A 24,831-nucleotide genomic window follows, 5' to 3' on the forward strand; every position below is an offset into this window, starting at 1 on the left:
CCACAACAAGGGGAGAAGGGAATGCACCCCCAGCGCGGCTATTCCTTACGTAAACAACGTCGGCTGCTGCCGCGCCGCACGCTCCTGCGCTTCGACCACCGCGACCGCAGTCATGTTGAGGATGCCGCGCGCCGTCACCGACGGGGTGAGGATGTGGGCCGGGCGGGCCGGGCCGATCAGGATCGGACCGACGGGCAGCGCGTCGGCCAGCGACTTGATCATCTGATAGGCGACGTTGGCGGTGTCGAGGCTTGGCATGATCATGATGTTGGCCTCACCCTCGAGATTGGAGTGCGGAAGCACCATTTTTCGCGCGGCGGCTGAAAGGGCAGTGTCGCCCTGCATCTCGCCATCGGCCTCGAGCTCCGGATGCTTCTCCTTCAGCAGCTGGGTTGCCCGCCGCATCTTGCGCGAGGATTCCGTATCATAGCTGCCGAAATCCGAATGCGAGACGAAGGCGATTTTCGGCTTGATGTTGAAGCGCTGGACGTGGACCGCCGCAAGCGAGGCGATCTCGGCGAGCTCTTCAGCGGTCGGATTGGGCCGCACCTGGGTGTCGGCGATGAAGAAGGCCCCCTTGCTGGTGATCAGCAGCGCCAGCGCCGCATAGTCGCTGATGCCCGGTGTGAACCCGACGATCTCGCGGACATGGCGCAGATGGCTCATGTAGCGGCCCTCGACACCGCAGAGCATCGCGTCCGCCTCTCCACGTACCACCGCGAGCGCCGCGATGACAGTATTGTTCGTGCGCACCACTGTGCGCGCCGCATCCGGCGTGACGCCGCAGCGCCCGGCGACCTCGCCATACGACTGCACGTAGGAGCGATAGCGCGGATCGTCCTCGGGATTGATGAGGTCAAAGTCCTTGCCGGCCTTGATCGACAGGCCGAAGCGCTTGATCCGCGCCTCGACCACCGACGGACGTCCGACCAGGATCGGCGTGGCCAGCTTCTCTTCCAGCACCACCTGGGTCGCGCGTAGCACCCGCTCGTCCTCGCCTTCAGCGTAGATCACGCGGACCGGTTGGGTCTTGGCCTTCGCGAACATCGGCTTCATGACGAGACCGGAGCGGAAGGCGAAGCGCTCGAGCAGCGCGGTGTACTCGTCGAAATTGGTGATGGGCCGGGTCGCCACGCCCGATTCCATTGCGGCCTTCGCCACCGCCGGCGCGATGCGCAGGATCAACCGCGGATCGAACGGACTCGGGATCAGCGAGCCCGGGCCGAACCCTTGCGTCTCGCCCGTATCGAAGCCCTGCGCGACCGCATCGGACGGCGCCTCGCGCGCGAGTTGCGCGATGGCTTCCACGGCGGCGTGCTTCATCTCTTCGTTGATCGCGGTGGCGCCGACGTCGAGCGCGCCGCGGAAGATGAAGGGAAAGCACAGGACGTTGTTGACCTGGTTCGGATAGTCGGAGCGCCCGGTGCAGATCATGGCGTCGGGGCGCGCTTTGCGTGCCTCCTCCGGCATGATCTCCGGCGTCGGATTCGCGAGCGCCATGATGAGCGGCTTGTCGCCCATCGCCTTCGCCATCTCGGGCTTGAGCACGCCCGGTGCGGAGAGGCCAATGAAGATGTCAGTGCCGCCGATAACGTCGGCCAGCGTGCGCTTGTCGGTCTTCTGTGCATAGACCGCCTTCCAGCGGTCCATCGTGGTGTTGCGGCCTTCGTGAACGAGGCCGTCGATATCGCAGACCCAGATGTTCTTGCGCTGCGCGCCCATCGAGACCAGCAGGTTCAGTGTCGCGATCGCCGCGGCCCCCGCCCCTGATGCCACGATCTTGACGTCCGACAGCTTCTTGCCGTTCAGGCGCAGGCCGTTGGTGATCGCAGCGGCGACAATGATCGCGGTGCCGTGCTGGTCGTCATGGAAGACCGGGATCTTCATGCGCTCCTTGAGCTGCGCCTCGATCTCGAAACATTCCGGTCCGCGGATGTCCTCGAGATTGATGCCGCCGAAGGTCGGCTCCAGCGCGGCCACGGTCTCGACCACGCGATCGATGGTATCGGCCGCGATCTCGATGTCGAACACGTCGATGCCGGCGAACTTCTTGAACAGGACCGCCTTGCCCTCCATCACCGGCTTCGAGGCCAGCGGGCCGATATTGCCGAGGCCGAGGACGGCGGTGCCATTCGAAACCACGGCAACCAGATTGGAGCGGATCGTCAGCGTCGCCGCTTCCGCCGGGTTCTTGGCGATCTCCATACAGGCGGCGGCGACGCCCGGCGAATAGGCCAGCGCGAGGTCGCGCTGGTTGGCAAGCGGCTTGCTTGCCTGGATCTCGAGCTTTCCGGGGCGGGGCAGCCGATGATAGGCCAGCGCCGCCTGGTGGAGATCATCAGAATAGGACGACATGCGGTGTCTCGCCTCGCGTTACCGGCCTCAAGATGCACGATCCGGAGCGGCCGTCCAAGCGGACCTTATTCCGGCTCATGGAACCGGGATGAAGCACGGCCGGCGGCTCGGTGGCAACATCCGATTGCGTATCCATCAACATCGACGCGCGATGGGACTGCAAGCGCAGTGGTGGCTTGACGCTCGCGTGTCCGGTTGCGGCGCGTCCGCCGAGGGGCCGCGACGCCGAACCGAACCGGAGAGGCGCGAGCGAAAGCCGCCTCGACTCACTTCTGCGGCAAATTCACCCGCACATGCAGCTCGCGCAGCTGTTTTGTCGTGGCTTCCGAAGGCGCGCCCATCAGCAGATCCATGGCCTGCTGGTTCATCGGGAATAGCGAGATCTCGCGCAGATTGTTGGTGCCGCATAAGAGCATCACAATGCGGTCGACGCCGGCCGCCATGCCACCATGCGGCGGGGCGCCGTACTGGAAGGCGCGGTACATGCCGCCGAAGCGGTCGACGACTTCCTGCTCGCCATAGCCGGCGATCTCGAACGCCTTCACCATCGCTCCCGGCACGTGGTTACGGATGCCGCCGGAGGCGATCTCGTAGCCGTTGCAGGTGATGTCGTACTGGAACGCCTTGATGGTCAGCGGGTCCTGGCCCTTCAAAGCATCGAGGCCGCCCTGCGGCATCGAGAAAGGGTTGTGCGAGAAGTCGACCTTCTTGTCCTCGTCGTTGTACTCGTACATCGGGAAGTCGACAATCCAGGCGAGTTCGAACCGCTCCTTGTCCGTGAGGTTCAACTCCTCGCCGACCTTGTTGCGGGCGAGGCCTGAGAACTTCCAGAACTTGTCGGGATCGCCGGCGACGAAGAAGGCGGCATCGCCCTCCTTCACGTTGATCTGTGCACGGATCGCGGCTGTGCGCTCAGGCCCGATGTTGTTCGCGAGCGGACCGGCGCCCTCGCCGCCCTCGCGCCACATAATGTAGCCGAGGCCCGGCTGGCCCTCACCTTGCGCCCACGAGTTCATGCGGTCGCAGAACGCGCGCGAGCCGCCGCCCGGCGCCGGGATCGCCCAGACCTGGTTCTTGGGATCTTCGAGCATACGCGCGAACACCTTGAAGCCGGAGCCGCGGAAGTGTTCGGAGACGTCCTGCATCTCGATGGGGTTGCGCAGGTCCGGCTTGTCACTGCCGTATTTGCGCAGCGCTTCGGCGAACGGAATCCGCCGCCAGCCCTTGGTCACCGGCTTGCCCTTGGCAAACTCCTCGAACACGCCCGTGATGACCGGCTCCATCGCGGCGAAGACGTCATCTTGGGTCACAAAACTCATCTCGACGTCGAGCTGATAGAACTCGCCTGGCAGACGATCAGCGCGCGGGTCCTCGTCGCGGAAGCAGGGCGCGATCTGGAAGTAGCGATCGAAGCCCGACATCATCAAAAGCTGCTTGTACTGCTGCGGCGCCTGCGGCAGCGCGTAGAACTTGCCGGGGTGGATGCGCGACGGCACCAGGAAGTCGCGCGCGCCCTCCGGCGAAGACGCGGTCAGGATCGGGGTGTTGAACTCGAAGAAGCCCTGCCCCTCCATGCGCCGACGCATCGACTTGATGATTTCGACGCGCGTCATGATGTTCTGGTGCAGCTTCTCGCGGCGCAAATCGAGGAAGCGGTACTTGAGGCGGATGTCCTCGGGATATTCCTGATCGCCGAACACCGGCAGCGGCAGGTCGCCGGCCGGGCCCAGCACTTCGATCTCGCTGACATAGATCTCGATCTTGCCGGTCGGCAGATCGTCATTGTCGGTGCCTTCGGGGCGACGGCGGACCTTGCCGTCCATCCGCACCACGAATTCCGAGCGCAGCTTTTCGGCCTGCGAAAACGCCGGCGAGTCCGGATCGACCACGCACTGGGTCAGGCCGTAATGGTCGCGCAGGTCGATGAACAGCACGCCGCCATGGTCGCGAACGCGATGGACCCAGCCCGAGAGGCGGGTCGTCTCGCCGATGTTGCTCTCGCGGAGCGCGCCGCATGTATGTGACCGGTAGCGATGCATGGTCGTCCCAAAATCAATGTCGGAGGATCGAATCGGACCACCGAAACGGCCGGTCCGAAGTTGCGGCAGGGTTTACCCGACGAGGCCGAAGGCGGCAACCAAGGGAACGCGCTGTTTTCGGCTGGATGTGCCCATTTTTGCCCAATCTGGGCTCAAGCCTTTGCCATCACGTGTTCCAGCCCTATCTTGATGCCATGACAGTCCATTTCCCGTTCCAGAACTCCTATTCGGCGCTGCCGGACAGCTTTTTCGCCCGGGTCGCACCGACCCCTGTCGCGGCCCCCCGGCTGATCAAGCTGAACCGGCCGCTGGCGGTCCAGCTCGGGCTCGATCCTGATGTGCTGGAGACCCCTGAGGGCGCCGAGATCCTGGCCGGCAAGACGGTTCCCGCCGGCGCCGATCCCATCGCCATGGCCTATGCCGGCCACCAGTTCGGACAGTTCGTCCCACAGCTCGGCGACGGACGGGCGGTCCTGCTCGGCGAGGTCATCGACAAGGACGGCATCCGCCGCGACATCCAGCTCAAGGGCTCGGGTCCGACCCCGTTTTCCCGCCGCGGCGACGGCCGCGCCGCGCTTGGGCCGGTGCTGCGGGAATACATCGTCAGCGAAGCGATGTTTGCGCTGGGCATTCCGACCACACGTTCGCTCGCGGCCGTCGTCACCGGCGAGCACGTCATCCGCGAGACTGCACTGCCCGGCGCGGTGCTGACCCGCGTCGCCTCGAGCCACATCCGCGTCGGCACCTTCCAGTTCTTCGCCGTCCGCCGCGACACCGACGCCATCCGCCGGCTCGCCGACCACGTCATCGCCAGGCACTATCCGGAGCTGCTCGGCAACGAGCGCCCCTATCATGCCCTCCTCGCCGGCGTCGTCACGCGCCAGGCAAATCTCATCGCGCGCTGGCTGCTGGTCGGCTTCATCCACGGCGTGATGAACACCGACAACAGCTCCATCTCCGGCGAGACCATCGACTACGGCCCGTGCGCCTTCATGGACGCCTACAATCCCGCGCAGGTGTTTTCGTCGATCGACGAGATGGGCCGCTACGCCTATGCCAACCAGCCACGCATCGCACTGTGGAATCTGACCCGGCTCGCCGAATGCCTGTTGCCGTTGTTCTCTGAGGACCAGGAAAAAGCGGTCGCCGAAGCCCAGGACATTCTCGGCGCCTTCCCCGAGACGTTCAGCAAAGCCTATCAGGCAGGCCTGCGCAGGAAAGTCGGCCTGTTCACCGAGCACGACGGCGACGAGGCGCTGATCCAGGACCTCCTGGATGCCATGGCGAAGAACCAGGCCGATTTCACCCTCACCTTCCGCAAGCTCGGCGACGCCGCGGGCGATGAGACGGGTGTTGCCGACGTTCGCGCGCAGTTCATGGATCCTGCGGCTTTCGACGAGTGGGCCAAGCGCTGGCGCGAGCGCACTGCTCTGGAGTCGCAAACCGCAGCCGAGCGGCGCACGGCGATGCACGCCGTCAATCCCGCCTTCATCCCGCGCAACCACCGCGTCGAGGCCGTGATCCAGGCGGCCGTCAACAATGACGACTACGCGCCGTTTGAGGAATTGGTGAAGGTGCTGGCCAAGCCGTTTGAGGACCAGCCCGAGTACGCGGCATACGCCGATCCGCCGCTGCCGAGCCAACGTGTCTTGCAGACGTTCTGTGGGACCTAGAAGCGAACCGGGTGCGTAGGGTGGATCAGCCGAAGGCGTAACCTGTGACGCGGGTGCCGAAATCGTTTATTCAAGACGAACGCTGGCTCAGATCGTCACGACGATCTTGCCGAACTGCGTGTTTGACTCAAGAAAGTGATGCGCCTGGACGATCTCCTCGAACGGAAACGTTTTGGCGATGATTGGCTTCAATGTGCCGTCTGACAGTCCATCGAGGATGAATGTCTTCGCCTTCGCAAGTCGCGCGGGATCGCGGATGATCTCGTGCACGAGATAGCCGCGCAGCGTCAGGCTCTTGCTCAGGACGTTGACCAGCGGAAACGGCGTCGGCTCTGGGCTCAGGCCGCCATATTCGATGAGAACGCCACCCAGCGACATCACGGCGGTGAGCGGCTCAAATATGGGGCCGCCGACGGAGTCGAACACCACGCGAACGCCGTTTGAGCCGACGATGTCCTCCAGGCGCGACCGGATGTCCTCTTCCGCCGACGCGATCACGTCGGCGGCGCCAGCATCGCGCAAGGCCTGCCGCTTGATCAAGGTTCGCGTCACTGCAATCGGGATCGCACCGATCCGGTTCGCGATCTGAATCGCTGCAAGCCCGACACTGCTCGAGGCCGCCGTGATAACCACGGCCTCCCCTCGCTCCAGCCCAGCAATATCGACCAGAGCGCCGAACGCCGTGAGGTATTGCATCCATACCGCGGCCGCTGCGTCGAAGCCGAGCTCGGGCGGGTGCTTCACGACGAACTCGGCCGGAAACGTGACGAACTCGCCATAGGCCGGCCATCGCACCATCGACACGGGCGGCACGATGCTGACGGCCTCGCCCGGCGAAAAGCCGCTCACGCCTTCGCCGATCGCCTCGATGACACCCGCGGCCTCGAGCCCAAGGCCGGACGGAAACGTTGCGGTCTCAATATAGGTCCCTGTCCGCAATAGCGCCTCCGCGCGATTGAGCCCGAGGGCCTTGACCCTGATCTGCACCTCGCGCCTTCCTGGCGGTGCGACGTCAATGGTCTCGATGCGCAGCACCTCGGGGCCACCGTGCCGGTGGAAGCGAACGACGCGCGCCATGGACACACTCCAAAACAGTTGAATTGAATGGAGCTATGCCAACCGTTCGGCAGCGGATAAAGCGTTCAGATGGGCAAACAGTCGAAACCAGGAGTTTGCAATCATGGACCGCCTGACCAGCATGGCCGTCTTCGTCAAGGCGGTTGATGTGGGTTCGTTCGCCGCTGCCGCCGATGCGCTCGAAATGTCGGGGCCGATGGTCGGCAAGCACGTTCGTTTTCTCGAAGAGCGCCTGGGCGTCCGCCTCCTCAACCGCACCACACGGCGCCAGAGCCTGACCGAGGCAGGTCAAGCCTATTACGAGCGCTGCCGCACCGTGATCAGCGAGGCCGAAGCCGCCGACGCGGTCGTTGCCGACGAGCTTTCCGAGCCGCGTGGCCGGCTCCGCGTGACCATGCCTGCCCTGCTGGGACGGCACTGCATCGCCCCCTTGCTGATGAAGCTCGCGCGAAAATATCCGCATCTCGAGCTCGACCTCTCGTTCGGCGACCCGATCGCCGACATCATCGAGGCCCGCTATGATCTTGCGATCCGGACGGGCGATCTCGACGATCAATCCGGCCTGATCGCCCGGCGCATCGCAAGCCAGCGCATGGTGGTGTGCGGCTCGCGCTCCTATCTGCGCGCCAACGGCAAGCCGAAATCGCTCGACGATCTCGGCCAGCACCAGGCGATCATCTATCGCCGCTCCGGGCGTGTCCTGCCGTGGTTGTTTCCCTGTGAAGGCCAGCCTCCAAGCGAAATCATGCCGGCGGGAAGGCTCAGGCTCGACGACCTCGAGGCGATCGCCGATGCCGCCGCGCAGGGCATGGGACTGGCCTGGCTCCCCTACTGGCTGGTCCGTGAACGCCTGCGCGCGGGTACACTCATCGCTCTGTTCAGCAGTCGGCCGGGATTCCTCTACGACTGCCACGCGCTCTGGCCGCGCTCGCCCCGGATGCCACCGAAAGTTCGTGCCGCCGTGGACGGCTTGGCGGCCGCCCTGCCGAAGCTCATGACCTGACCCCGGATGCCATGACGCTGCGTCGCATGGCGCCCCCGTTAACCCCTCATCCACCATCCGGCCCGGCCCGCGCGCCGGTAACCACGACAATTAACAGACCCTCAATTCGCCCCAGACAAGTTTAGCAATCTTTCTGAGGGGTTTTGCCGTGGATCTGTTGGTTTTCGAGTTCCTGGGGCTGGCGCTGGTCGCCATGTGCGTGGTCGTGGTGGCACTGCCTTGCGCGCGCAAACCGGCCCGGCGGATCCGCTACGAATAGGACTTTCGTCGGAAAATGCGATTCCGGCCCAAATGCAAGGCTCGAATTCGCATCGAGCCCCTTGACATCACAGCGCTTTCGGCAGAACGGCTGATACAAATGTCATGGGCCGTTCATGGATTTGATTACCACCACCGCTGACCTTGCGGCTGCCTGCAGCCGGCTGGCCAAGCACCCCGTCATTACCGTCGATACCGAGTTCCTGCGCGAGACCACCTATTACCCGCTGCTGTGCGTGGTGCAGATGGCCAGCGCCGAGGAAGCGATCGTCATCGACACCCTGGCCGAGGGCATCGACCTCAAGCCGTTCTTCGAGCTTATGGGCAACGAAGGCGTGTTGAAGGTGTTCCACGCCGCCCGGCAGGACATCGAGATCATCTGGCACCAAGCCAACATCATTCCGCATCCAGTGTTCGACACCCAGGTCGCGGCCATGGTGCTCGGCTACGGCGACAGCATCGCCTACGACGCGCTGGTTGAGAAGGTCACCGGACATCGCCCGGACAAAACCCACCGCTTCACCGACTGGTCGCGCCGGCCGCTGAGCAAGGAGCAGATGCACTACGCCGTGTCCGACGTCACGCATCTGCGCGACGTGTTCGCAGCACTCGATGCCGACCTCAAGAAGCGCCGACGCAGCGAGTGGGTCTCGATCGAGATGGAGGTCCTGACCTCGCCGAAGACCTACGACTTCCATCCCGAGCGGGCTTGGGAACGGCTCAAGACGCGGGTGCGCAAGCCCAAGGACCTCGCGGTCCTGATGGAGGTCGCCGCCTGGCGCGAGCAGGAGGCGCAGAGCCGGGACGTGCCGCGCGGCCGCGTGCTGCGTGATGAGGCGGTCAGCGACATCGCGACCCACGCGCCGAACACGATCGAGAAGCTCGCAAACCTGCGCTCCGTGCCGAAGGGTTTTGCGAAATCCAAATGGGGCGCCGACATCGTCGCCGCCGTCGAGCGCGGGCTGGCGCGGGATCACGCCACGCTGCCGAAGCTGGAAAAGCCGCGCAACAACAACAATGGCGCCGCGATCGTCGAGCTGTTGAAGGTGCTGCTGCGCATGACCGCGGAGCGCCACGCGGTCGCCAGCAAGGTGATTGCGACCGTCGACGATCTCGAGGAGATCGCGGTCGACGACGAGGCCGACGTGCCGGCGCTACGCGGCTGGCGCCGCGAGCTGTTCGGCGAAGCCGCACTGAAACTGAAGCGCGGCGAGCTGGCGCTGGCCGTCGAGAAAGGCCGCGTGATCGGGGTTCAGCGGGCGGAATAGGCCGTTCCTCCCCGATGTCTCTTGGCGAACGCCAGCTCGCGATGAAGCGCCGCCCCCTACGCCGGCGTCAGCTTCGCCACTTCCGGCTTCATGTCGTCCAGCACGCCTGATATCGCCGCGACCAGCTCGTCGATCTGGGCCCTGGTCACGATCAGCGGCGGGCAGATGGCGATGGCGTCGAGCATGTTGCGCGAGATCACGCCGCGCTCCTGCAGCATCCGGCTAGCCATGCCGCCGACGGCGCCCGGCGTTGCCGCTGCGGTCTTGCGTCCCTTGTCCAGCACCAGCTCGATCGCTGCGATCATGCCGACACCGCGGACCTCACCGACCAGCGGATGGCTGGTGAGCTCACGCAGCTTGCCTTGCATGTAGCCACCGAGTTCGGCGGCATGCGCGACCAGGCCGCGCTCCTCGATGATTTTCAAATTCTCCAGCGCAATCGCCGAGCCGACCGGATGGCCGCCCGCGGTGAAGCCGTGGCCGAGCACGCCGATCTTGTTGCTCTCGTCCGCGATCGGTTCGAACATACGGTCGTTTAGGATGATCGCCGACAGCGGGAAATAGCTCGAGGTGATTTGCTTGGAGACCACGATCGCGTCGGGCTTGATGCCGTAGGTTTCGCAGCCGAACATCTTGCCGGTGCGGCCGAAGCCGCAGATCACCTCGTCGGCGACGAGCAGGATGTCGTACTTGTTCAAAACCTTCTGGATCTTGTCCCAATAGGTCGCCGGCGGCACGATGACGCCGCCTGCGCCCATCACCGGCTCGCCAAAGAACGCCGCGATCGTATCCGGGCCTTCGTTCTGGATCAGCGCATCGAGCTCCTCGGCCCGCCGCGTCGCGAAGGCTTCCTCGCTCTCGCCGGGCTTGCCGTCCTTGTAGAAATGCGGCGAGCCCGTGTGCAGGATGTTCGGGAGCGGCAAGTCGAAAGAGCGGTGGTTGTTCGGCAGGCCTGTGAGGCTGGCGGATGCAATGGTGACGCCGTGATAGGCGCGCATCCGGCTGATCACCTTCTTGCGCTGTGGCTGGCCAAGCGCGTTGGAGCGATAGGCGATCAGTTTCAGAACGGTGTCGTTGGCCTCGGAGCCGGAGTTGGTGAAGAACACCTTGCTCATCGTAACAGGCGCGAGCGCGACCAGCTTCTCGGCGAGATCGATCGAGGGCCCGTGCGATTTTGCGGAGAAGGTGTGGTAGAACGGCAGCGCCTGCATCTGCTTGTGCGCGGCGTCGACCAGCCGCTTCTCGTTGAAGCCGAGCCCGACGCTCCACAGGCCTGCCATCGCCTCGAAATAGCGCTTGCCCGACGCGTCGAACACGTAAGGGCCCTCGCCGCGTTCGATCACCAGAGGACCAGCCTGCTGATGGGCGCGCGCGTTGGTATAGGAATGAAGCTGATAGGCCACATCCCGGGCCTCTTGTGAATTGGGCAACATGGACATTTGCAGAATCCTTGAAAGCGTCACGCCGCCGGCGCAGCCAGCGTCATCACTTGGCTTTTGCGACAACACTTGGCTATTGCGGCAACGCAAAACTTGCAACGCCAATTCGTCGGCGGCAAGCGCTCAGCAGCGTTGCACAAAGCCACATATTGGGCAGCTGTCACGCCGCGCCGTCGTCATTCCCATCGCTATCAGCGGCAGCGGCTTCCCGCACCTCCACCAGTGCCATCGAGAGCAGATACACCGTGGTGGGCAGACCAAGACGGCGCGCCGCCTCGGCGGCATGCGACAGGTCGCTTGCCAGCTCCTTGAGCTGATCTCCCCGTGACAATGTCCCACTCCATCCGCCGATCGCGACCGCCTACACCGCGATGGCGCCGCTGGTTCTGATCAGTTCGACGCTGGACTGGATTGTAGCAAAATTCCCAATCATATTCACTACCGCATGCTTGTAGGCGGCGGCATCGCTGGTCCCCGGCTGCCGGCAGGCTACCGCGTCGGCCACCACCTGGTAGCGATGGCTGCGGTGAAACCCGTCGACGGCGGTGGCCAGGATAGTTTCATCCAGGGAAAAGCCCGCGAGCACGCAACGGACATTGCGGATATTGGACATGTAGTCCACGAACCGCGACGAACTGTAGGCCGACGGCAACGGGTGCTCGAACGTCATTTCTCCCGGCCGCGGCTTCGCCTCCGCGACCCAATCGGTCAGCCTGGATGCCGGATTGAACCAGGCCGCCTGCGCGATGCGCTTCAGATGCATCACCGGCCAGAGATTGTCGCGCCACAGCGTCAGCAGTTCCAGGCAGCGCGCCGTGGCAACCTCGCCGTCGAGGATGACGTGGCGACGTCCAGGGGTCAGATATTCGACCTGGAGATCCGCGCAGACCAGGATCGGCGGATCGTCGGTGATGGAAACCAGCATGATCTTGCGCGCAGCTGCACCAGTTTCAACGGCTAGCGGGCGCGACGTCCCGCAGCGGCGACGTCACGGCCCGTCCTGCCGAGGCGTCGAGCACGCCCGGCCGGTCCCAATCACCCTCGGGACGGATGATCACGTAAGGATCGCTGTCCAGCGTGATGGCATCCGGGCCGGGTTCGATCTCCAGCAGCATTTCCGTGTAGGAAAAATCGGAAAACGTGATCTTGCGGTTGTGGCCGAGCGGCTTGGCGCCGAAATGGGCCCAGAAATCGACCAGCCGGTCCTGCGCCTGGCCGTAGATCTTGCGAAAGCCCTTGCGCTTCACATAGTCGACGCTCGCCTGTACTAGCTTGAACGAGACGCGCGAGCGCCGATATTGGTGCCGCACCGCGAGCCGTTCGACCTTGGCGAAATCGCCGAAGAACCGCACCCGCAGACAGCCCGCAGGCTCGTTGCCGACGTAGCCTATGAAATGCGCGGCGACCATGTCGTTGCCGTCGAACTCCTCCTCGAACGGACAATCCTGCTCGGCAAGATACACTGCGGAGCGAATGGCGGTGACCAGCATGAGATCGCTGAGATCGCGCGCGAGGCGAATGGTGATGGAGCGGGAGTCGGGCTTCGCGAGAGGAATCCTAGTACCGTGCATCTGCAAAACTCCTTGCTTGGATGATCGCGCCCGGCATGCGCATCGGCTGCCGATGCCACGGCCGCTCGTAGCACCAGAGGTCGGGTTGGAAGCTCGGAACAGGCTCGAAGCCGGTCGCCCTCATGATGTCGCGTCCGGCCACGGTTGACGGCTGCGCATAGCAATCCGCGTTGCGAAACCTTAGCTGTCGCAGATGAGCCGCGGCCTTGCCGAGACCGGCGACACCGCGCCCTGTCGCCGCGATCGCCCAGATGTAGATGGCAGCAACGTCCTCGTTCGCAGAGGCGAGATGGCGCGTCTCCGGCGCGGTGAGGCAGATCTCGTCCAGCAGCAGCGCATCGTGCCCGCGGTCGTTGAGAAACAGGAAGGCCATGCCGCCGACGAGGTTGCCCTTCCGGCTGAAAGTCAGGATGCTCTCGGGATCGAAGGTGAAGTACTTTGCAAGCTCGGCCGTCCCGATCCGAACGCCCGGCACGAGCCGGTGCGCCATCTGCGAAAGCGCGGCGAGTTCGGAAAATCGGGCACAACGGACATCGATATCCGGACTGAGCGGCAGCGCGTCAAAATCATGCCTTGCGGCAAACGAGCCCCTTTCCATACCCATGTCACCCCTCTATCGTTTGCGGCTTTCGTGCCCCGCTATGACCTAGAGCTTAGCGGCTGGGGATCAGTCGTATGCAGCAGTTATTGCACCGGGGTGCTGCGATGATGCAGCACGGTGAAGAAGCCCTGGATGCGTCCTGGGACGATTTGAAACTGTTTTTAGCTTGCGCAAAATATAAAAGCTTCCGCAACGCCGCCGAGGAGCTAGGGCTCACCTCCACCACCCTGATGCGCAGGATCGACCGACTCGAAGAGAGCATCGACTGCAAGCTGTTCCTCCGCGACCAGAGCGGGCTCACGCTCAGCGACGAAGGCAGCGCGATGATCGCCGACGTCGCGCACATGGAGCGTCATGCTTTCAACGTTTTCCGGCGTGCCTCGCGGTCGTCGAACGACATGTCAGGCACCGTGCGCGTCGCGGTGACGGAAGGCCCCGGCAATTTCTGGATCCTGCCGCGACTGATCGACTTCCAGAAGACCTATCGCAAGATCACCGTCGACCTGCGCTGCGCGATGGAGCAAGCTGACGTCGCGCGCCTCGAATCCGATATCGCGATCCAGCTGGAGCCACCGACCAATCCCGATCTGATCGTCGCCAAGCTCGGCCGTCTGCACATCTATCCGTTCGTCTCGAAGGAGTACGAGAACCTCTACGGCGTGCCGGCTAGCCTGGCCGAGCTGAGGAACCACCGCATTATCAAGCAGAGCGCGCCGCAGGTCGACGACGGCGCTTATGCCCGTGTGCTCGGGCTGAAGTCCCTCGAGGGCATCGTCGGAATCAAGACCAACTCATCGGTCGGCGTGCTCTATGCAGTGGAGCGCGGCGCCGGCATCGGGTTCCTGCCGACGGTCTCGATCGCGCTCGGCGCTCCGCTCGTTGCCGTCGATCTCGGCGTCAGTCACCACGCCGATCTCTGGCTCACCTATCACAAGGAGTTCCGCGCCTCCGAGCGCCACAAGATCGTGGTCGATTGGCTGAAGAAAATCTTCGATCCCAAGGCCTATCCCTGTTTCCGCGAAGAGTTCATCCACCCGAACGCACTGGTGCCGATGATGACGGCCGCGCGCGAGGGCTTTGGATTGACGGGATATATCGCGGCAATGCCGACCTGAAGCTTGGGCATGACCTTTTTCGGAGAACCGCTTCGCACTTTTCCGGATCATGCTCTGGGCGGACGCGGGCAGGCTTCGCCTCACCACCGATATTCAAAGCCGACCGTCCCCTGGTGCGATGTCAGCTCGTTGCGGAACTTGCCGTCGTAATTGACGTAGAGCCGCGCGGTGTTGGTCAGGCTGAGGGAGGCCGAGGCGCCGGCATCCATGCCGTAGCGGCTCTCGCCGATGCCGGGCACGACGATGCTCTGGGTGCCGAGGCTGACCTGCACGGATCCCAGGTTCTGATAGAAATTGTCGACGAACTTGCCGTAGGCGGACAGGTCCAGGATCTTCTGGTCGAAGATGAAGTAGCGCCCGATCTCGGCCCCGATCATGACGCGCGCACGTGAGAGCGCCGTTGCGCCGACATTGAGGGGATCGAGGCCGCCGGTCTCCTGGAACGCGACGCTGGTGGCGCGAACATATTCCAGCGCGCCCTTGGGCACGATGCGCATCTGGTCCTTGGTCCAGTAATAGTTGATCTCGGTCAGCGCGCCGTCGATCGCGGCGCGATAGCCCGCGGTCGCAAGGCCCAAGCCGGTATCCCGGCTGGAACCGACCTTGCCGAAACCGTGCACCACCGCGAAAGCCCAGGTCCACGGGCCCTTGTCGACGGAGCCGTTGAAGCCGAGTTGCGTCAGGTCCAGGGTTGCGGATTGCAGCGCGAGCGGCACGTCGATGTCGGTGTGGCTTTGGTCGACGGAGAAGCCGATATTGACGCCGGGTGCGAGCCGAGCGCCAAAGCCTGCGACACCGCCAAACGTCTTGCGCTTGTCGCCGACAAAGTCGCCCTGCGCATCGGTCCGGACCGAGATGCCGTAGCCCTCGAACCAGGTGCGGTAGCGCGGATCTTCCGTACCGGCTGACGCGCCGCCGCCGCCGGGATTGGTCCGGAACGCCCGGTTGACGCCGCCAGATGCCTGGGCGCCGAGCCGCTCCAGGAAATTCGAGCCGAGATTGAGCGCGCTATTGCCGGCCGACTGGTCGTAATTGGTCGAACTTGGCATTGGAATCGGCGTCGGTGATGGCGTAGGTGTCGGGGACGGAGCAGGTGTCGGGCTCTGCGCGAAGCCGGGCGCCGCGGAAGACATCATCACGACGAGCGCAAACGCCATCGCGATCGCCGTTTTGATCCGGAGGAGGCCGGCCAGCCTGAACGTCTGCCGTGTCCTTGAGGGCTGCGAGGTGCAGCACATGACGACCAATCCTAAAGTAAAGTGGTGGCGCGCAAAAATGCAACACGGCCTGCGGCGCATGCGAGATTTGTGCTGAACTGCCACGATGGGTCAACCGGTCGGCACCTGATCACCGCGGCGTTTGCACCCAATTGTGGTTCCCCGGCAACAGGTCGCAAATTGCATGTCGACGCGGCCGGCCCGATCTTGAAATCCGCGCGCGGCTTGCTAACGCGCGATTTTCATGTTGCAATATCGGACACAATCGGAATTGGCCGCTCGACTGTGCGTTTCGCGACATTGACACTCAAGATCGAACAGACTTCCGGAAGCCCGTTTGTGGCGTGGCACGCGAAAAGCGGCCGCGTCTTTTTTGTATCCAGCGGAGGAGACTGAGGATGCCGCAAAAGGGCACCGTCAAATGGTTCAACCCGACCAAGGGTTACGGGTTCATCAAGCCGAACGGCAGCGACAAGGACGTGTTCGTCCATATTTCCGCCGTCGAGCGTGCCGGACTCTCGACCCTCAATGAAAATCAGGTGGTTGAATACGACCTCGTGGAGAACCGCGGCAAAGCATCCGCGGAGAACCTCAAGGTTTCCTGATTTCTCTCGCCGTCCGCGCAAGAGATCATGACGTTGCCCCCGGCTCTGCCGGGGGTTTTTGTTTGGGATGAGTAGTATTTCGCAGTGTGACGGCGCTTCACCGCACCAACGGCGCAACCAGAAAATTCTCCGATGGCCCGCTGCCCGCGGTCTTGCAGACATCGCCCTCGATCCGGACCTTGCCGGTCGCGAGCAGGCTCAGGGCTGCGGGATAGATGCGGTGCTCGACTTCGAGGATACGCTCCGACAGCGTCGCCCCGGTATCGTGATCGCTCACGGGCACCGCACCCTGCATCACGATTGGGCCGGCATCGGTCTCGGGGATGACGAAGTGCACCGTCGCACCAGACAGCTTGACGCCGGCGCGCAAGGCCTGGCCATGCGGGTCCAAGCCTGGGAACGACGGCAGCAGCGAGGGATGGATGTTGAGCATCCGCCCGTACCAGGCTTTTGTGAATTCAGCCGTGAACAGCCGCATGAAACCGCCGAGACAGATCAGCTCGATGCCGTGCTGATCGAGCGCTGCTTGCAGCACCTTCTCGAAGCCGGCGCGGTCCTTGCCGAACGGCTTGCTTTCGATCACCAGCGTGTTCACGCCGCTCGCTTTGGCCCGTTCGAGCCCGAGCGCGTCGGCCTTGTTCGAGATGACGAGCGAAATCTCCGCCGGGAAATCCGCAGCAGCAGCGGCCCTGATCAGCGCGGACATGTTGGAGCCGCGGCCGGAGATCAGGATGGCGACGCGGCGTTTCATCACAGCGCCAGGTCGAGGTGGCCATTATAGACGACGCGATGCTCGCCTTCGGCCGCGATCACGGTGCCGAGCTGCGCGACGGTCTCGCCGGCTTCGGTGAGGACCCGCACGACCTCGTCGACCTTGTCCGGTTCGACGATCGCGATCATGCCGATGCCGCAGTTGAAGGTGCGCAGCATTTCGAGCTCGGCGATGCCGGCTTGGGCTGCCAGCCATTTGAACACCGGCAGCACCGGCAGGCGCGGCAGGTCGATACCGACGCCGAGATGCGGCGGCAGCACGCGCGGAATGTTGTCGGTGAAGCCGCCGCCGGTGATGTGGGCAAGCCCCTTCACCGCGTCGGTCTCGCGGATCGCGCGCAGGCAGGATTTGACATAGAGCCGCGTCGGCGTCAGCAGCGCGCCGCCGAGCGTCATGACAGGCGCAAACGGCGCCTGCGCCCCGAAGCCGAGGCCGGATTGTTCCACGATCTTCCGCACCAGCGAGAAACCGTTGGAGTGCACGCCCGACGAGGCGAGCCCGATCACGGCATCGCCGGCGGCGATATCCTTGCGCGGCAAGAGCGTGCCCCGCTCCGCGGCGCCGACGGCAAAGCCGCCGAGGTCGTAGTCGCCGTCCTTGTAGAGGCCGGGCATCTCGGCCGTCTCGCCGCCGATCAGGGCGCAGCCGGATTCGCGGCAGCCTTCGGCGACACCGGCGACGATCGATGCGGTCGCCTCCGGGTCGAGCTTGCCGCAGGCAAAATAGTCCAGGAAGAACAGCGGCTCGGCGCCCTGCACCACGAGGTCGTTGACACTCATGGCGACGAGGTCGATGCCGATCCCGCCATGCAGGCCGGTCTCGATCGCGATCTTGACCTTGGTGCCAACGCCGTCGGTCGCGGCCACCAGGATGGGATCCTTGAAACCGGCCGCCTTGAGGTCGAACAGGCCGCCGAATCCGCCGATTTCGGCGTCGGCGCCGGCCCGCGCGGTTGCGCGCACCATTGGCTTGATCAGGTCGACCAGGCGGTTGCCCGCGTCGATATCGACGCCTGAATCGGCGTAAGTGAGGCCGTTTTTGCGGTCGGTCATGCCCGATTTCCAGTGGGTTTGGGGCTGGTTACGTCGAATTCCGGGGACGCGCAATGGCTCGCATGGCGCGTCTCCGTATACTATGTAGAGATATCAACCGGTTCAGCCTCCAAAGGGCCGAATTCGAGGTCAGGCCGGGTGCCGGGAAGCGCCGTGTGAGTATACCGAACATCATTACTTTGGGCCGCATCATGCTGGTCCCGATCATCGTCTGGGCCATCGTGTCGAGCCAAATGGAGGTGGCGTTTGCCGTCTTCCTGATCGCGGGTATCAGCGACGCGGTCGACGGCTTCCTTGCCAAGCGCTTCAATATGACGAGCGAGCTTGGCGCCCTGCTCGACCCGCTCGCCGACAAGGCGCTGCTGGTCTCGATCTACATGGCCCTGGGCATCTGGGGTGCGATTCCGCGCTGGATCGTCATCCTGGTGGTCTCGCGCGACATCATGATCGTCGCCGCCGTGATGGTTTCGTGGCTGTTCGATCGCCCTGTCGAGATGAAGCCCTCGAGAGTATCCAAGCTCAACACTGTGGCTCAGGTGGCATTCGCGGCGCTGGTGCTGGCCGCCCTCGCCTTCGGCTTCAAAGCCGGTCCTTATGATATAATCCTGATGGGGCTCGTCACGATCTTCACGCTCTCCTCCGTATCGCTCTATCTCGTCGAGTGGTTGCGGCACATGAGCACCATCGAGGCCAAATGAGTCGGGATGCGGCCCCGCAAAAGGCCAACTCCCGCTCGATCGGTCGCATCTCTTCAAACGAAGCCGGCACGCCGGCACGGAGCAAAGCAAGCGTGCCAGGCCGCGTTCATCCCCGACAATTGGCGTTTTCGCTTCCGCATGCGGAGAGCCTGAGCCGGGACAATTTCCTCGAAGGCCCCGCCAACACCGCTGGTCTTGCCCTCATCGACGCTTGGCCGGAATGGCCGAACCGGATCATGTGGCTGGCCGGTCCGGAAGGAAGCGGCAAGAGCCATCTCGCCGCGATCTGGGCCGAGGCTTCAGGCGCCCGCTCGACCACGGCCAATGGGCTGACCGCCGAAGCCGTCCCGGGTGCGCTCGCCACCGGCGCCCTGGTGGTCGAGGATCCCAACGCCAGGGAATTCGACGAGCGCGCCTTGTTCCATCTGATGAACCTGGCCCGGGAGGACGGCGCCTACGTCCTCTTCACCGGGCGCGAGGTGCCCGCATCTCTCGATATCGAGCTTGCCGACCTGCGCTCGCGGCTCCGCGCCGTGCCGGTCATCTCGCTGCTGCCGCCCGACGACCAGCTCTTCCGCGGCCTGATCGTCAAATTCTGCGCCGACCGCCAACTTGCCGTGGACGAGAGCGTGGTCAGCTACCTCGCCACCCGCCTGGAGCGGTCCCCGGCCGCCGCCCGGCAGGCCGTGGACCTGCTCGACAGCGAGGCCTTGCGCCTCGGTCGCCCCGTCACCCGGGCGCTGGCCGCCGAGCTGCTTCGGGATGTCTGACCAAGGCGGCTTGACGCGGCCGGGGGGCGGAACATCAATGTCATCGAAACGTCATCGCTCTAACACATGCTCCCGCGGGTTTTGCGCGTAAGTCGCAAATTGAACTGGATGGACCGACTTCTGATGGACTCTGCGCAAGCTGTTGAAGTTAAAGAAAAAGCCCCGGAAGCCGGAGGCCCGCCGGCGATCGCATCGAGCCCCGAGCGGTTCATCAATCGCGAGCTCTCCTGGCTGCACTTCAACCGCCGCGTCCTGGAGGAATCGGTCAACCCCAGTCATCCCATGCTGGAGCGGGTGCGGTTCCTGTCGATTTCAGCGAATAACCTCGACGAGTTCTTCATGGTCCGCGTCGCCGGCATCAAGGCCCAGGTGCGCGAGGGCATTGCCGAACGCAGCCCCGACGGCCTGACGCCGTCCGAGCAGCTCGCGCTCATCAACCGGACGGTCTCGCAGCTTGCCTCCGACCAGCAGGCGATCTGGCGCGACCTGCGCGGCACGCTCGCCGGCGAGGGCATCGTGCTGGTCGAGGGCAAGGAGGTCACCAAGGCGGAACGAACCTGGATCGAGGACTACTTCCTCAGCAACGTGTTCCCGCTGCTGACCCCGCTCGCGATCGACCCGGCCCACCCCTTCCCCTTCATTCCGAGCCTCGGCTTCACCATCGCGCTCCAGCTCACGCGCGCCGCCGACGGCAAGCAGATGAACGCGCTGATCCGCATGCCCGGCAAGATCGACCGTTTCATCCGTCTGCCGGCGGAGGGCAAGGTCGTCCGGCTGATCTCGCTGGAGCAGGCCACCGCGCTGTTCATCAACCGCCTGTTCCCCGGCTACAATCTCCACGGCCAGGGCGCCTTCCGTGTCCTCCGCGACTCCGAACTCGAAATCGAGGAGGAGGCCGAGGATCTCGTCCGCCTGTTCGAGACTGCGCTGAAGCGCCGCCGCCGCGGCTCGGTGATCCGGCTCGAGATCGACGCCAAGATGCCGGAGCAGCTGCGCAGCTTCGTGCAGCACGCGCTGTCGACCTCCGACGACGAGGTGTTCCTGGTCGACGGAGTGCTCGCCATGAACGAGCTCTCCCAACTCACCCGCCTCGACCGGCCCGACCTGGAATTCACCCCTTACGTGCCCCGCCATCCCGAGCGCGTGCGCGAGCAAGGCGGCGACATCTTCGCTGCGATCCGGCAGAAGGACCTCGTCGTCCATCACCCCTACGAATCCTTCGACGTCGTGGTGCAGTTTCTTCAGCAGGCGACGCGCGACCCTGATGTCGTCGCCATCAAGCAGACGCTCTACCGCACCTCGAGCAACTCGCCGATCGTGCGCGCGCTCGTGGAAGCTGCCGAGGCCGGCAAATCCGTCACCGCGCTGATCGAGCTGAAGGCGCGGTTCGACGAAGAGGCCAACATCCGCTGGGCACGCGACCTCGAACGCGCCGGCGTGCAGGTCGTCTACGGCTTCCTCGAACTCAAGACCCACGCGAAACTCTCGATGGTGGTGCGGCGCGAGGGCGGCAGCCTCACAACCTACGTCCACACCGGCACCGGCAATTATCACCCGGTGACCGCGCGCATCTACACCGACCTCTCCTATTTCACCTCGGATCCGACCATCGGCCGCGACGCCGCGCGCGTGTTCAACTTTATCACGGGCTACGCCGCACCGAGCGACCTGGAAAAGATGGCGGTCTCGCCGCTGACCTTGCGCAAGCGGATCATCGAGCACATCCAGGGCGAGACCGCGCATGCGCGGCACGGCCGGCCCGGTGCGGTCTGGATGAAGATGAACGCGCTGGTCGACCCCGACATCATCGACGCGCTCTACGAGGCGTCACAGGCCGGCGTGCAGGTCGAGCTCGTGGTGCGCGGCATCTGCTGCCTGCGGCCCGGCATTCCCGGCCTGTCGGAGAACATTCGCGTCAAGTCGATCATCGGACGCTTCCTTGAACACGGCCGAATCTACTGCTTCGGCATGGGTCAGGGCTTGCCGAGCGCGAAAGCGGCTGTGTATATCTCCTCGGCCGACATGATGCCGCGCAACCTCGACCGCCGCGTCGAGGTGCTGTGTCCGCTGCAAAATCCCACGGTGCATCAGCAGGTTCTCGAACAGATCATGGTCGCGAATCTCAAGGACAATGAACAGAGCTGGCAATTGTTGCCGGACGGGTCCTCAACGCGTATGAAGACCGCGAAGGGCGAGGAGCCTTTCAACGTCCACAACTACTTCATGACAAATCCGAGTCTGTCTGGCCGTGGTAAGTCGCTCAAGGAATCCTCGCCGCGCCGCCTCACGCGCCGTAATGAACGTCATCAATCCTGATCCGGGATCGTCGACGTGAAGCGGCCGCGCAGGCGCGGCTCGAGCGTCGCGGTCATCGACATCGGCTCAAATTCGGTCCGTCTCGTCGTGTACGAGGGACTGGCGCGGAGCCTCATTCCGATCTTCAACGAGAAGACGCTGTGCGGCCTCGGGCGCGAGGTGCAGAGCACGGGACTGCTTGCGCCCGACGCCGTCGACAAGGCGCTGACCTCGCTCAAGCGCTTCCGTGCGCTGTGCCGGGTGATGCAGGTCGGACGGGTGTTTGCGATTGCGACCGCCGCCTGCCGCGACGCCTCCAACGGCGCTGACTTCATCGCGAAAGCCGAACGCATCTGCGCCGTGAAGATCGAGATCCTGTCGGGCCCGCGCGAGGCGCGGCTGTCGGCGCTTGGCGTGATCTCCGGCATCCATCATCCCGATGGCATCGTCGGCGACCTCGGCGGCGGCTCCCTCGAACTGATCGACGTGCGCAAGAACAGCGTGCGCAGCGGCGTGACGCTGCCGCTCGGCGGCCTCGCGCTGCAGGACCTCGCGCATAAATCCCTGAAACGCGCCGACCGAATCGTGCGCGAGGCACTCGCCGAGGTATCGCAGCTCAAGTCCGGCAGCGGCCGCAGCTTCTACGCCGTCGGCGGCACCTGGCGCGCGCTTGCGCGCATCCACATCATCCAGAGCGGCTATCCGCTCCAGGTGATGCACGGCTATTCGATTTCGGCCGCCGAGGCGCTCGACTTTTCGCGGCGTCTCCGCCGGCTTGCGGCCGCCGACATGCTCGCCGATATCGAGATCGTCGCCGATGCCCGGCGCCCGCTCCTCACCTATGCGGCACTGGTGCTCGAGCACATCATCCGGGTGGCGAAGCCGAAGACCATCGTGTTCTCGACCTTCGGTGTGCGCGAGGGTCTGCTGCACGAAAAGCTGCCGGAGTCCGAACGCAACACGGACGGACTGATCTGTGCGGCCGAGGAGCTGAACCAGCTGCTGTCGCGTTCGGCGAAGCACGCGCGCGAGCTGATCGCCTGGACCGACCGCCTCGTGCGTGTGGTGAAACTGCGCGAGACTGCGGAGGACCGCCGTCTGCGCCACGCCGCGTGCCTGCTGTCCGACATCGGCTGGCGCGTGCATCCCGACCATCGCGGCGAGCAGACGCTGAGCCTCGTCGTCAACGGCAATTTCGGCGCGATCACCCACATCGAGCGCGCGTTCGTCGGCCTCTCCGTGTTCTACCGCTATGCGGGCCTCAGCGAGGAGAACCAGCCGCCGGTCGCCATGCAGGAGTTGCTGACGCCGGCGCAGCTCGAACGCGCCCGCCTGCTCGGCGCGGCCTTCCGCGTCGCGCATCTGATTTCGGCTGCGCGTCCGGGCGTCCTGCCCGCGACACATTTCCGCAGCTTGGGCGGCAAGCTGTTGCTGGTGTTCGAGCACCGCCTCGGCGATCTCGTTGCGGATCGCGTCGGCAGCCGCTTCCGCGCGCTCGCCCGGCTGATCAACCGCGCCGGCTCCATCGTCAGACGGTAGAAAACTATTCTGCCGAGGCCTTGGCGTGGCGCTCGGAGGAGTCCGGTGCGGCCGCGCTGAGGCTGCGGCGGCGCCAGATGGTGCCGACCACCAGCACGACGACGACGCCAAGAGCTGCGCAGAGATATTCGCCGCCTCCGCCGCCATGGGTGAATTGCGGCGGGATGCGCAACACGCCGAGCATGTTGTCCAGCGAGGCGCCGAACGGACCGTCAAACAGCGTGTGCAGCCTCGGCGCGATGCCGGGATCGGTCGCGATCACCTCGCCCGCGATCCAGCCGAGCAGCGCCGCGCCGGCCCACACCAGAACCGGCAGCTTTGCGAGCAGCGCCATGATCAGCGCCGCACCGGCGACGATCAGCGGCACGCTGATGGCAAGACCGAGCACCAGCAAGGGCGCGCTGCCATTGGCGGCGGCGGCCACCGCAATAACGTTGTCCAGACTCATGACAATGTCGGCGACGACGACGATCTGCACGGCCTGCCACAGATGCGAGGCCGATTCGACGCCGTCCTCGTCCTCTTGCTCCGGCACCAGCAGCTTGGCCGCGATCACGATCAGCGCGAGACCGCCGACGAGCTTGAGGTACGGCAGCTCCATCAGGCTTGCGACGATGCCCGTGAAGATGATCCGCAGCAATACTGCGGCGCCCGCACCGAAAATCATGCCCCACAGCCGATGCCGCGGCTTCAGGCCGCGGCAGGCGAGCGCGATCACCAGCGCATTATCGCCGGACAAAAGGACGTTGATCCAGATGATCTTGCCGACCGCAACCCAGAAGGTCGGCTCGGCCATCTCAACGCGGAACTGGGTGAAGAATGCCCCGATCATAGCGGGATCGAAGATCTGCCAGAGCCAGTTCACACTACGTCCTTTCGCCGCGTCTTTTTAACTTATCGGCTGATGGATCAGCCGACGATCTCGTTGCCCGAGAAGAACTGCGCGATCTCGATCGCGGCGGTCTCCGGCGCATCCGAACCGTGCGCGGAGTTCTCGCCGATCGACTTTGCGTAGAGCTTGCGGATGGTGCCGTCGGCCGCTTTGGACGGATCGGTCGCACCCATCACGTCGCGATACTTGGCGACGGCGTTCTCGCCTTCCAGCACCTGGACCACCACGGGGCCCGAGGTCATGAATTCCACGAGTTCGCCGAAGAACGGCCGCGCCTTGTGAACCGCATAGAAGGTCTCGGCCTGCTCCTTGGTCATGCGGATGCGCTTCTGCGCGACGATGCGCAGGCCCGCCTTCTCGATCACGGCGTTAACCGCACCGGTGAGGTTACGCGCGGTGGCGTCGGGCTTGATGATCGAGAAAGTGCGTTCGATGGCCATAATCTTGTCCTTGGGGAGAATGCGGCGGTTCGGAGTTGCCGGGCTTATATCGGCGCCTTCGCCTGACGGCAAGCGACCGCCAAAACGGGCTCGCGAGCGCTTCGCCGCAGGCCAGGGGTCCGAATTCCAATATGGATGACAACGATTTCACT

General features: G+C 64.4%; 22 protein-coding genes. 9 read left to right on the forward strand and 13 right to left on the reverse strand.

Annotation, left to right across the window (positions count from 1 at the left end; genetic code table 11):
- Window positions 1-45 precede the first annotated feature (45 nt).
- Window positions 46-2,355: an NADP-dependent malic enzyme gene (locus tag IVA88_RS23215; protein ID WP_247499483.1), complete on the reverse strand. Its 2,310-nt coding sequence runs from the start codon at window positions 2,353-2,355 to the stop codon at window positions 46-48.
- Window positions 2,356-2,621: 266 nt separating this feature from the next.
- The gene (aspS, locus tag IVA88_RS23220; protein WP_247499484.1) at window positions 2,622-4,394 is read right to left on the reverse strand and encodes an aspartate--tRNA ligase; all 1,773 of its coding nucleotides are present in this window, start codon (window positions 4,392-4,394) and stop codon (window positions 2,622-2,624) included.
- Window positions 4,395-4,588: 194 nt separating this feature from the next.
- On the opposite strand from aspS, the gene IVA88_RS23225 reads away from it, so the two are divergent.
- Window positions 4,589-6,067 (forward strand): protein adenylyltransferase SelO, encoded by a 1,479-nt coding sequence (locus IVA88_RS23225; RefSeq protein WP_247499485.1) that lies wholly within the window; start codon window positions 4,589-4,591, stop codon window positions 6,065-6,067.
- A gap of 87 nt (window positions 6,068-6,154) precedes the next feature.
- On the opposite strand, the gene IVA88_RS23230 is transcribed toward IVA88_RS23225, so the two are convergent.
- On the reverse strand, window positions 6,155-7,144 hold the full coding sequence (locus IVA88_RS23230; RefSeq protein ID WP_247499486.1) for a zinc-dependent alcohol dehydrogenase family protein: 990 nt from the start codon (window positions 7,142-7,144) through the stop codon (window positions 6,155-6,157).
- 103 nt (window positions 7,145-7,247) lie between these two features.
- Here IVA88_RS23230 and IVA88_RS23235 point away from each other — a divergent pair, with 103 nt between their 5' ends.
- Window positions 7,248-8,147, forward strand: coding sequence for a LysR family transcriptional regulator (locus IVA88_RS23235; RefSeq protein ID WP_247499487.1), 900 nt, complete (start codon window positions 7,248-7,250; stop codon window positions 8,145-8,147).
- 374 nt (window positions 8,148-8,521) lie between these two features.
- Window positions 8,522-9,673: a ribonuclease D gene (rnd, locus tag IVA88_RS23240; RefSeq protein WP_247499488.1), complete on the forward strand. Its 1,152-nt coding sequence runs from the start codon at window positions 8,522-8,524 to the stop codon at window positions 9,671-9,673.
- 56 nt (window positions 9,674-9,729) lie between these two features.
- Here the strand turns inward: rnd and IVA88_RS23245 are convergent, their stop codons facing one another.
- The 5 genes from IVA88_RS23245 to IVA88_RS23265 all read right to left on the reverse strand — a co-directional run bounded on the left by IVA88_RS23245 (window position 9,730) and on the right by IVA88_RS23265 (window position 13,287).
- Entirely contained in the window at window positions 9,730-11,112 is a 1,383-nt protein-coding gene (locus tag IVA88_RS23245) for an aspartate aminotransferase family protein (protein ID WP_247499489.1), read from the reverse strand.
- Window positions 11,113-11,272: 160 nt separating this feature from the next.
- Window positions 11,273-11,443, reverse strand: coding sequence for a hypothetical protein (locus IVA88_RS23250; RefSeq protein WP_247499490.1), 171 nt, complete (start codon window positions 11,441-11,443; stop codon window positions 11,273-11,275).
- Between the two features lie 30 nt (window positions 11,444-11,473).
- On the reverse strand, window positions 11,474-12,037 hold the full coding sequence (locus IVA88_RS23255; RefSeq protein WP_247499491.1) for an isochorismatase family protein: 564 nt from the start codon (window positions 12,035-12,037) through the stop codon (window positions 11,474-11,476).
- Window positions 12,038-12,062: 25 nt separating this feature from the next.
- Complete coding sequence (locus IVA88_RS23260) at window positions 12,063-12,683, reverse strand: GNAT family N-acetyltransferase (protein WP_247499492.1); 621 nt, start codon at window positions 12,681-12,683, stop codon at window positions 12,063-12,065.
- The gene (locus IVA88_RS23265; RefSeq protein ID WP_247499493.1) at window positions 12,670-13,287 is read right to left on the reverse strand and encodes a hypothetical protein; all 618 of its coding nucleotides are present in this window, start codon (window positions 13,285-13,287) and stop codon (window positions 12,670-12,672) included. Before IVA88_RS23265 ends, IVA88_RS23260 begins: the two co-directional genes overlap by 14 nt.
- 71 nt (window positions 13,288-13,358) lie before the next feature.
- Here IVA88_RS23265 and IVA88_RS23270 point away from each other — a divergent pair, with 71 nt between their 5' ends.
- Window positions 13,359-14,399, forward strand: coding sequence for a LysR family transcriptional regulator (locus tag IVA88_RS23270; protein WP_247499494.1), 1,041 nt, complete (start codon window positions 13,359-13,361; stop codon window positions 14,397-14,399).
- A gap of 80 nt (window positions 14,400-14,479) precedes the next feature.
- Here IVA88_RS23270 and IVA88_RS23275 read toward each other — a convergent pair whose 3' ends face one another.
- Window positions 14,480-15,637, reverse strand: coding sequence for an autotransporter outer membrane beta-barrel domain-containing protein (locus tag IVA88_RS23275; protein ID WP_247499495.1), 1,158 nt, complete (start codon window positions 15,635-15,637; stop codon window positions 14,480-14,482).
- A gap of 377 nt (window positions 15,638-16,014) precedes the next feature.
- Here IVA88_RS23275 and IVA88_RS23280 point away from each other — a divergent pair, with 377 nt between their 5' ends.
- Window positions 16,015-16,221: a cold-shock protein gene (locus tag IVA88_RS23280; RefSeq protein ID WP_007591938.1), complete on the forward strand. Its 207-nt coding sequence runs from the start codon at window positions 16,015-16,017 to the stop codon at window positions 16,219-16,221.
- 97 nt (window positions 16,222-16,318) lie between these two features.
- Here IVA88_RS23280 and purN read toward each other — a convergent pair whose 3' ends face one another.
- Window positions 16,319-16,972 carry a phosphoribosylglycinamide formyltransferase gene (gene purN / locus IVA88_RS23285; RefSeq protein WP_247499496.1) on the reverse strand — a complete coding sequence of 218 codons (654 nt, stop codon included), beginning with the start codon at window positions 16,970-16,972 and terminating at the stop codon, window positions 16,319-16,321.
- Window positions 16,972-18,045, reverse strand: a complete 1,074-nt coding sequence (gene purM, locus IVA88_RS23290; protein ID WP_247499497.1) for a phosphoribosylformylglycinamidine cyclo-ligase — start codon at window positions 18,043-18,045, stop codon at window positions 16,972-16,974. Before purM ends, purN begins: the two co-directional genes overlap by 1 nt.
- Before the next feature lie 155 nt (window positions 18,046-18,200).
- Here purM and IVA88_RS23295 point away from each other — a divergent pair, with 155 nt between their 5' ends.
- The 4 genes from IVA88_RS23295 (at window position 18,201) to ppx (ending at window position 23,347) form a co-directional block, all read left to right on the forward strand.
- On the forward strand, window positions 18,201-18,743 hold the full coding sequence (locus IVA88_RS23295; protein WP_247499498.1) for a CDP-alcohol phosphatidyltransferase family protein: 543 nt from the start codon (window positions 18,201-18,203) through the stop codon (window positions 18,741-18,743).
- A 92-nt stretch (window positions 18,744-18,835) separates the two neighbouring features.
- Entirely contained in the window at window positions 18,836-19,513 is a 678-nt protein-coding gene (locus tag IVA88_RS23300; RefSeq protein WP_247499499.1) for a DnaA/Hda family protein, read from the forward strand.
- 123 nt (window positions 19,514-19,636) lie between these two features.
- Window positions 19,637-21,829 carry an RNA degradosome polyphosphate kinase gene (locus IVA88_RS23305; protein ID WP_247499500.1) on the forward strand — a complete coding sequence of 731 codons (2,193 nt, stop codon included), beginning with the start codon at window positions 19,637-19,639 and terminating at the stop codon, window positions 21,827-21,829.
- A gap of 15 nt (window positions 21,830-21,844) precedes the next feature.
- Complete coding sequence (ppx, locus tag IVA88_RS23310) at window positions 21,845-23,347, forward strand: exopolyphosphatase (protein WP_247499501.1); 1,503 nt, start codon at window positions 21,845-21,847, stop codon at window positions 23,345-23,347.
- 4 nt (window positions 23,348-23,351) lie between these two features.
- Here the strand turns inward: ppx and IVA88_RS23315 are convergent, their stop codons facing one another.
- Both IVA88_RS23315 and ndk read right to left on the reverse strand, forming a co-directional pair.
- On the reverse strand, window positions 23,352-24,212 hold the full coding sequence (locus IVA88_RS23315; protein WP_247499502.1) for a TerC family protein: 861 nt from the start codon (window positions 24,210-24,212) through the stop codon (window positions 23,352-23,354).
- Between the two features lie 44 nt (window positions 24,213-24,256).
- A complete protein-coding gene (gene ndk, locus IVA88_RS23320) occupies window positions 24,257-24,679 on the reverse strand; it encodes a nucleoside-diphosphate kinase (RefSeq protein ID WP_092294601.1) in 423 nt (140 codons plus the stop codon).
- Window positions 24,680-24,831 lie beyond the last annotated feature (152 nt).

Origin of the sequence: Bradyrhizobium sp. 149 (assembly GCF_023073915.1) — a bacterium.
In the GTDB taxonomy this organism is placed as follows: domain Bacteria; phylum Pseudomonadota; class Alphaproteobacteria; order Rhizobiales; family Xanthobacteraceae; genus Bradyrhizobium.

Excerpts from the sequence above, each read along its gene's own strand:
- IVA88_RS23235 (WP_247499487.1), top strand. The coding sequence starts at position 7,248 with ATGGACCGCCTGACCAGCATGGCCGTCTTCGTCAAGGCGGTTGATGTG.
- IVA88_RS23270 (WP_247499494.1), top strand. The coding sequence starts at position 13,359 with ATGCAGCAGTTATTGCACCGGGGTGCTGCGATGATGCAGCACGGTGAA.
- IVA88_RS23215 (WP_247499483.1), bottom strand. The coding sequence starts at position 2,355 with ATGTCGTCCTATTCTGATGATCTCCACCAGGCGGCGCTGGCCTATCAT.
- ndk (WP_092294601.1), bottom strand. The coding sequence starts at position 24,679 with ATGGCCATCGAACGCACTTTCTCGATCATCAAGCCCGACGCCACCGCG.
- purN (WP_247499496.1), bottom strand. The coding sequence starts at position 16,972 with ATGAAACGCCGCGTCGCCATCCTGATCTCCGGCCGCGGCTCCAACATG.
- rnd (WP_247499488.1), top strand. The coding sequence starts at position 8,522 with ATGGATTTGATTACCACCACCGCTGACCTTGCGGCTGCCTGCAGCCGG.
- IVA88_RS23305 (WP_247499500.1), top strand. The coding sequence starts at position 19,637 with ATGGACTCTGCGCAAGCTGTTGAAGTTAAAGAAAAAGCCCCGGAAGCC.
- IVA88_RS23260 (WP_247499492.1), bottom strand. The coding sequence starts at position 12,683 with ATGCACGGTACTAGGATTCCTCTCGCGAAGCCCGACTCCCGCTCCATC.
- IVA88_RS23275 (WP_247499495.1), bottom strand. The coding sequence starts at position 15,637 with ATGTGCTGCACCTCGCAGCCCTCAAGGACACGGCAGACGTTCAGGCTG.
- IVA88_RS23255 (WP_247499491.1), bottom strand. The coding sequence starts at position 12,037 with ATGCTGGTTTCCATCACCGACGATCCGCCGATCCTGGTCTGCGCGGAT.
- IVA88_RS23280 (WP_007591938.1), top strand. The coding sequence starts at position 16,015 with ATGCCGCAAAAGGGCACCGTCAAATGGTTCAACCCGACCAAGGGTTAC.
- IVA88_RS23230 (WP_247499486.1), bottom strand. The coding sequence starts at position 7,144 with ATGGCGCGCGTCGTTCGCTTCCACCGGCACGGTGGCCCCGAGGTGCTG.
- IVA88_RS23225 (WP_247499485.1), top strand. The coding sequence starts at position 4,589 with ATGACAGTCCATTTCCCGTTCCAGAACTCCTATTCGGCGCTGCCGGAC.
- aspS (WP_247499484.1), bottom strand. The coding sequence starts at position 4,394 with ATGCATCGCTACCGGTCACATACATGCGGCGCGCTCCGCGAGAGCAAC.
- purM (WP_247499497.1), bottom strand. The coding sequence starts at position 18,045 with ATGACCGACCGCAAAAACGGCCTCACTTACGCCGATTCAGGCGTCGAT.
- IVA88_RS23265 (WP_247499493.1), bottom strand. The coding sequence starts at position 13,287 with ATGGGTATGGAAAGGGGCTCGTTTGCCGCAAGGCATGATTTTGACGCG.
- IVA88_RS23245 (WP_247499489.1), bottom strand. The coding sequence starts at position 11,112 with ATGTCCATGTTGCCCAATTCACAAGAGGCCCGGGATGTGGCCTATCAG.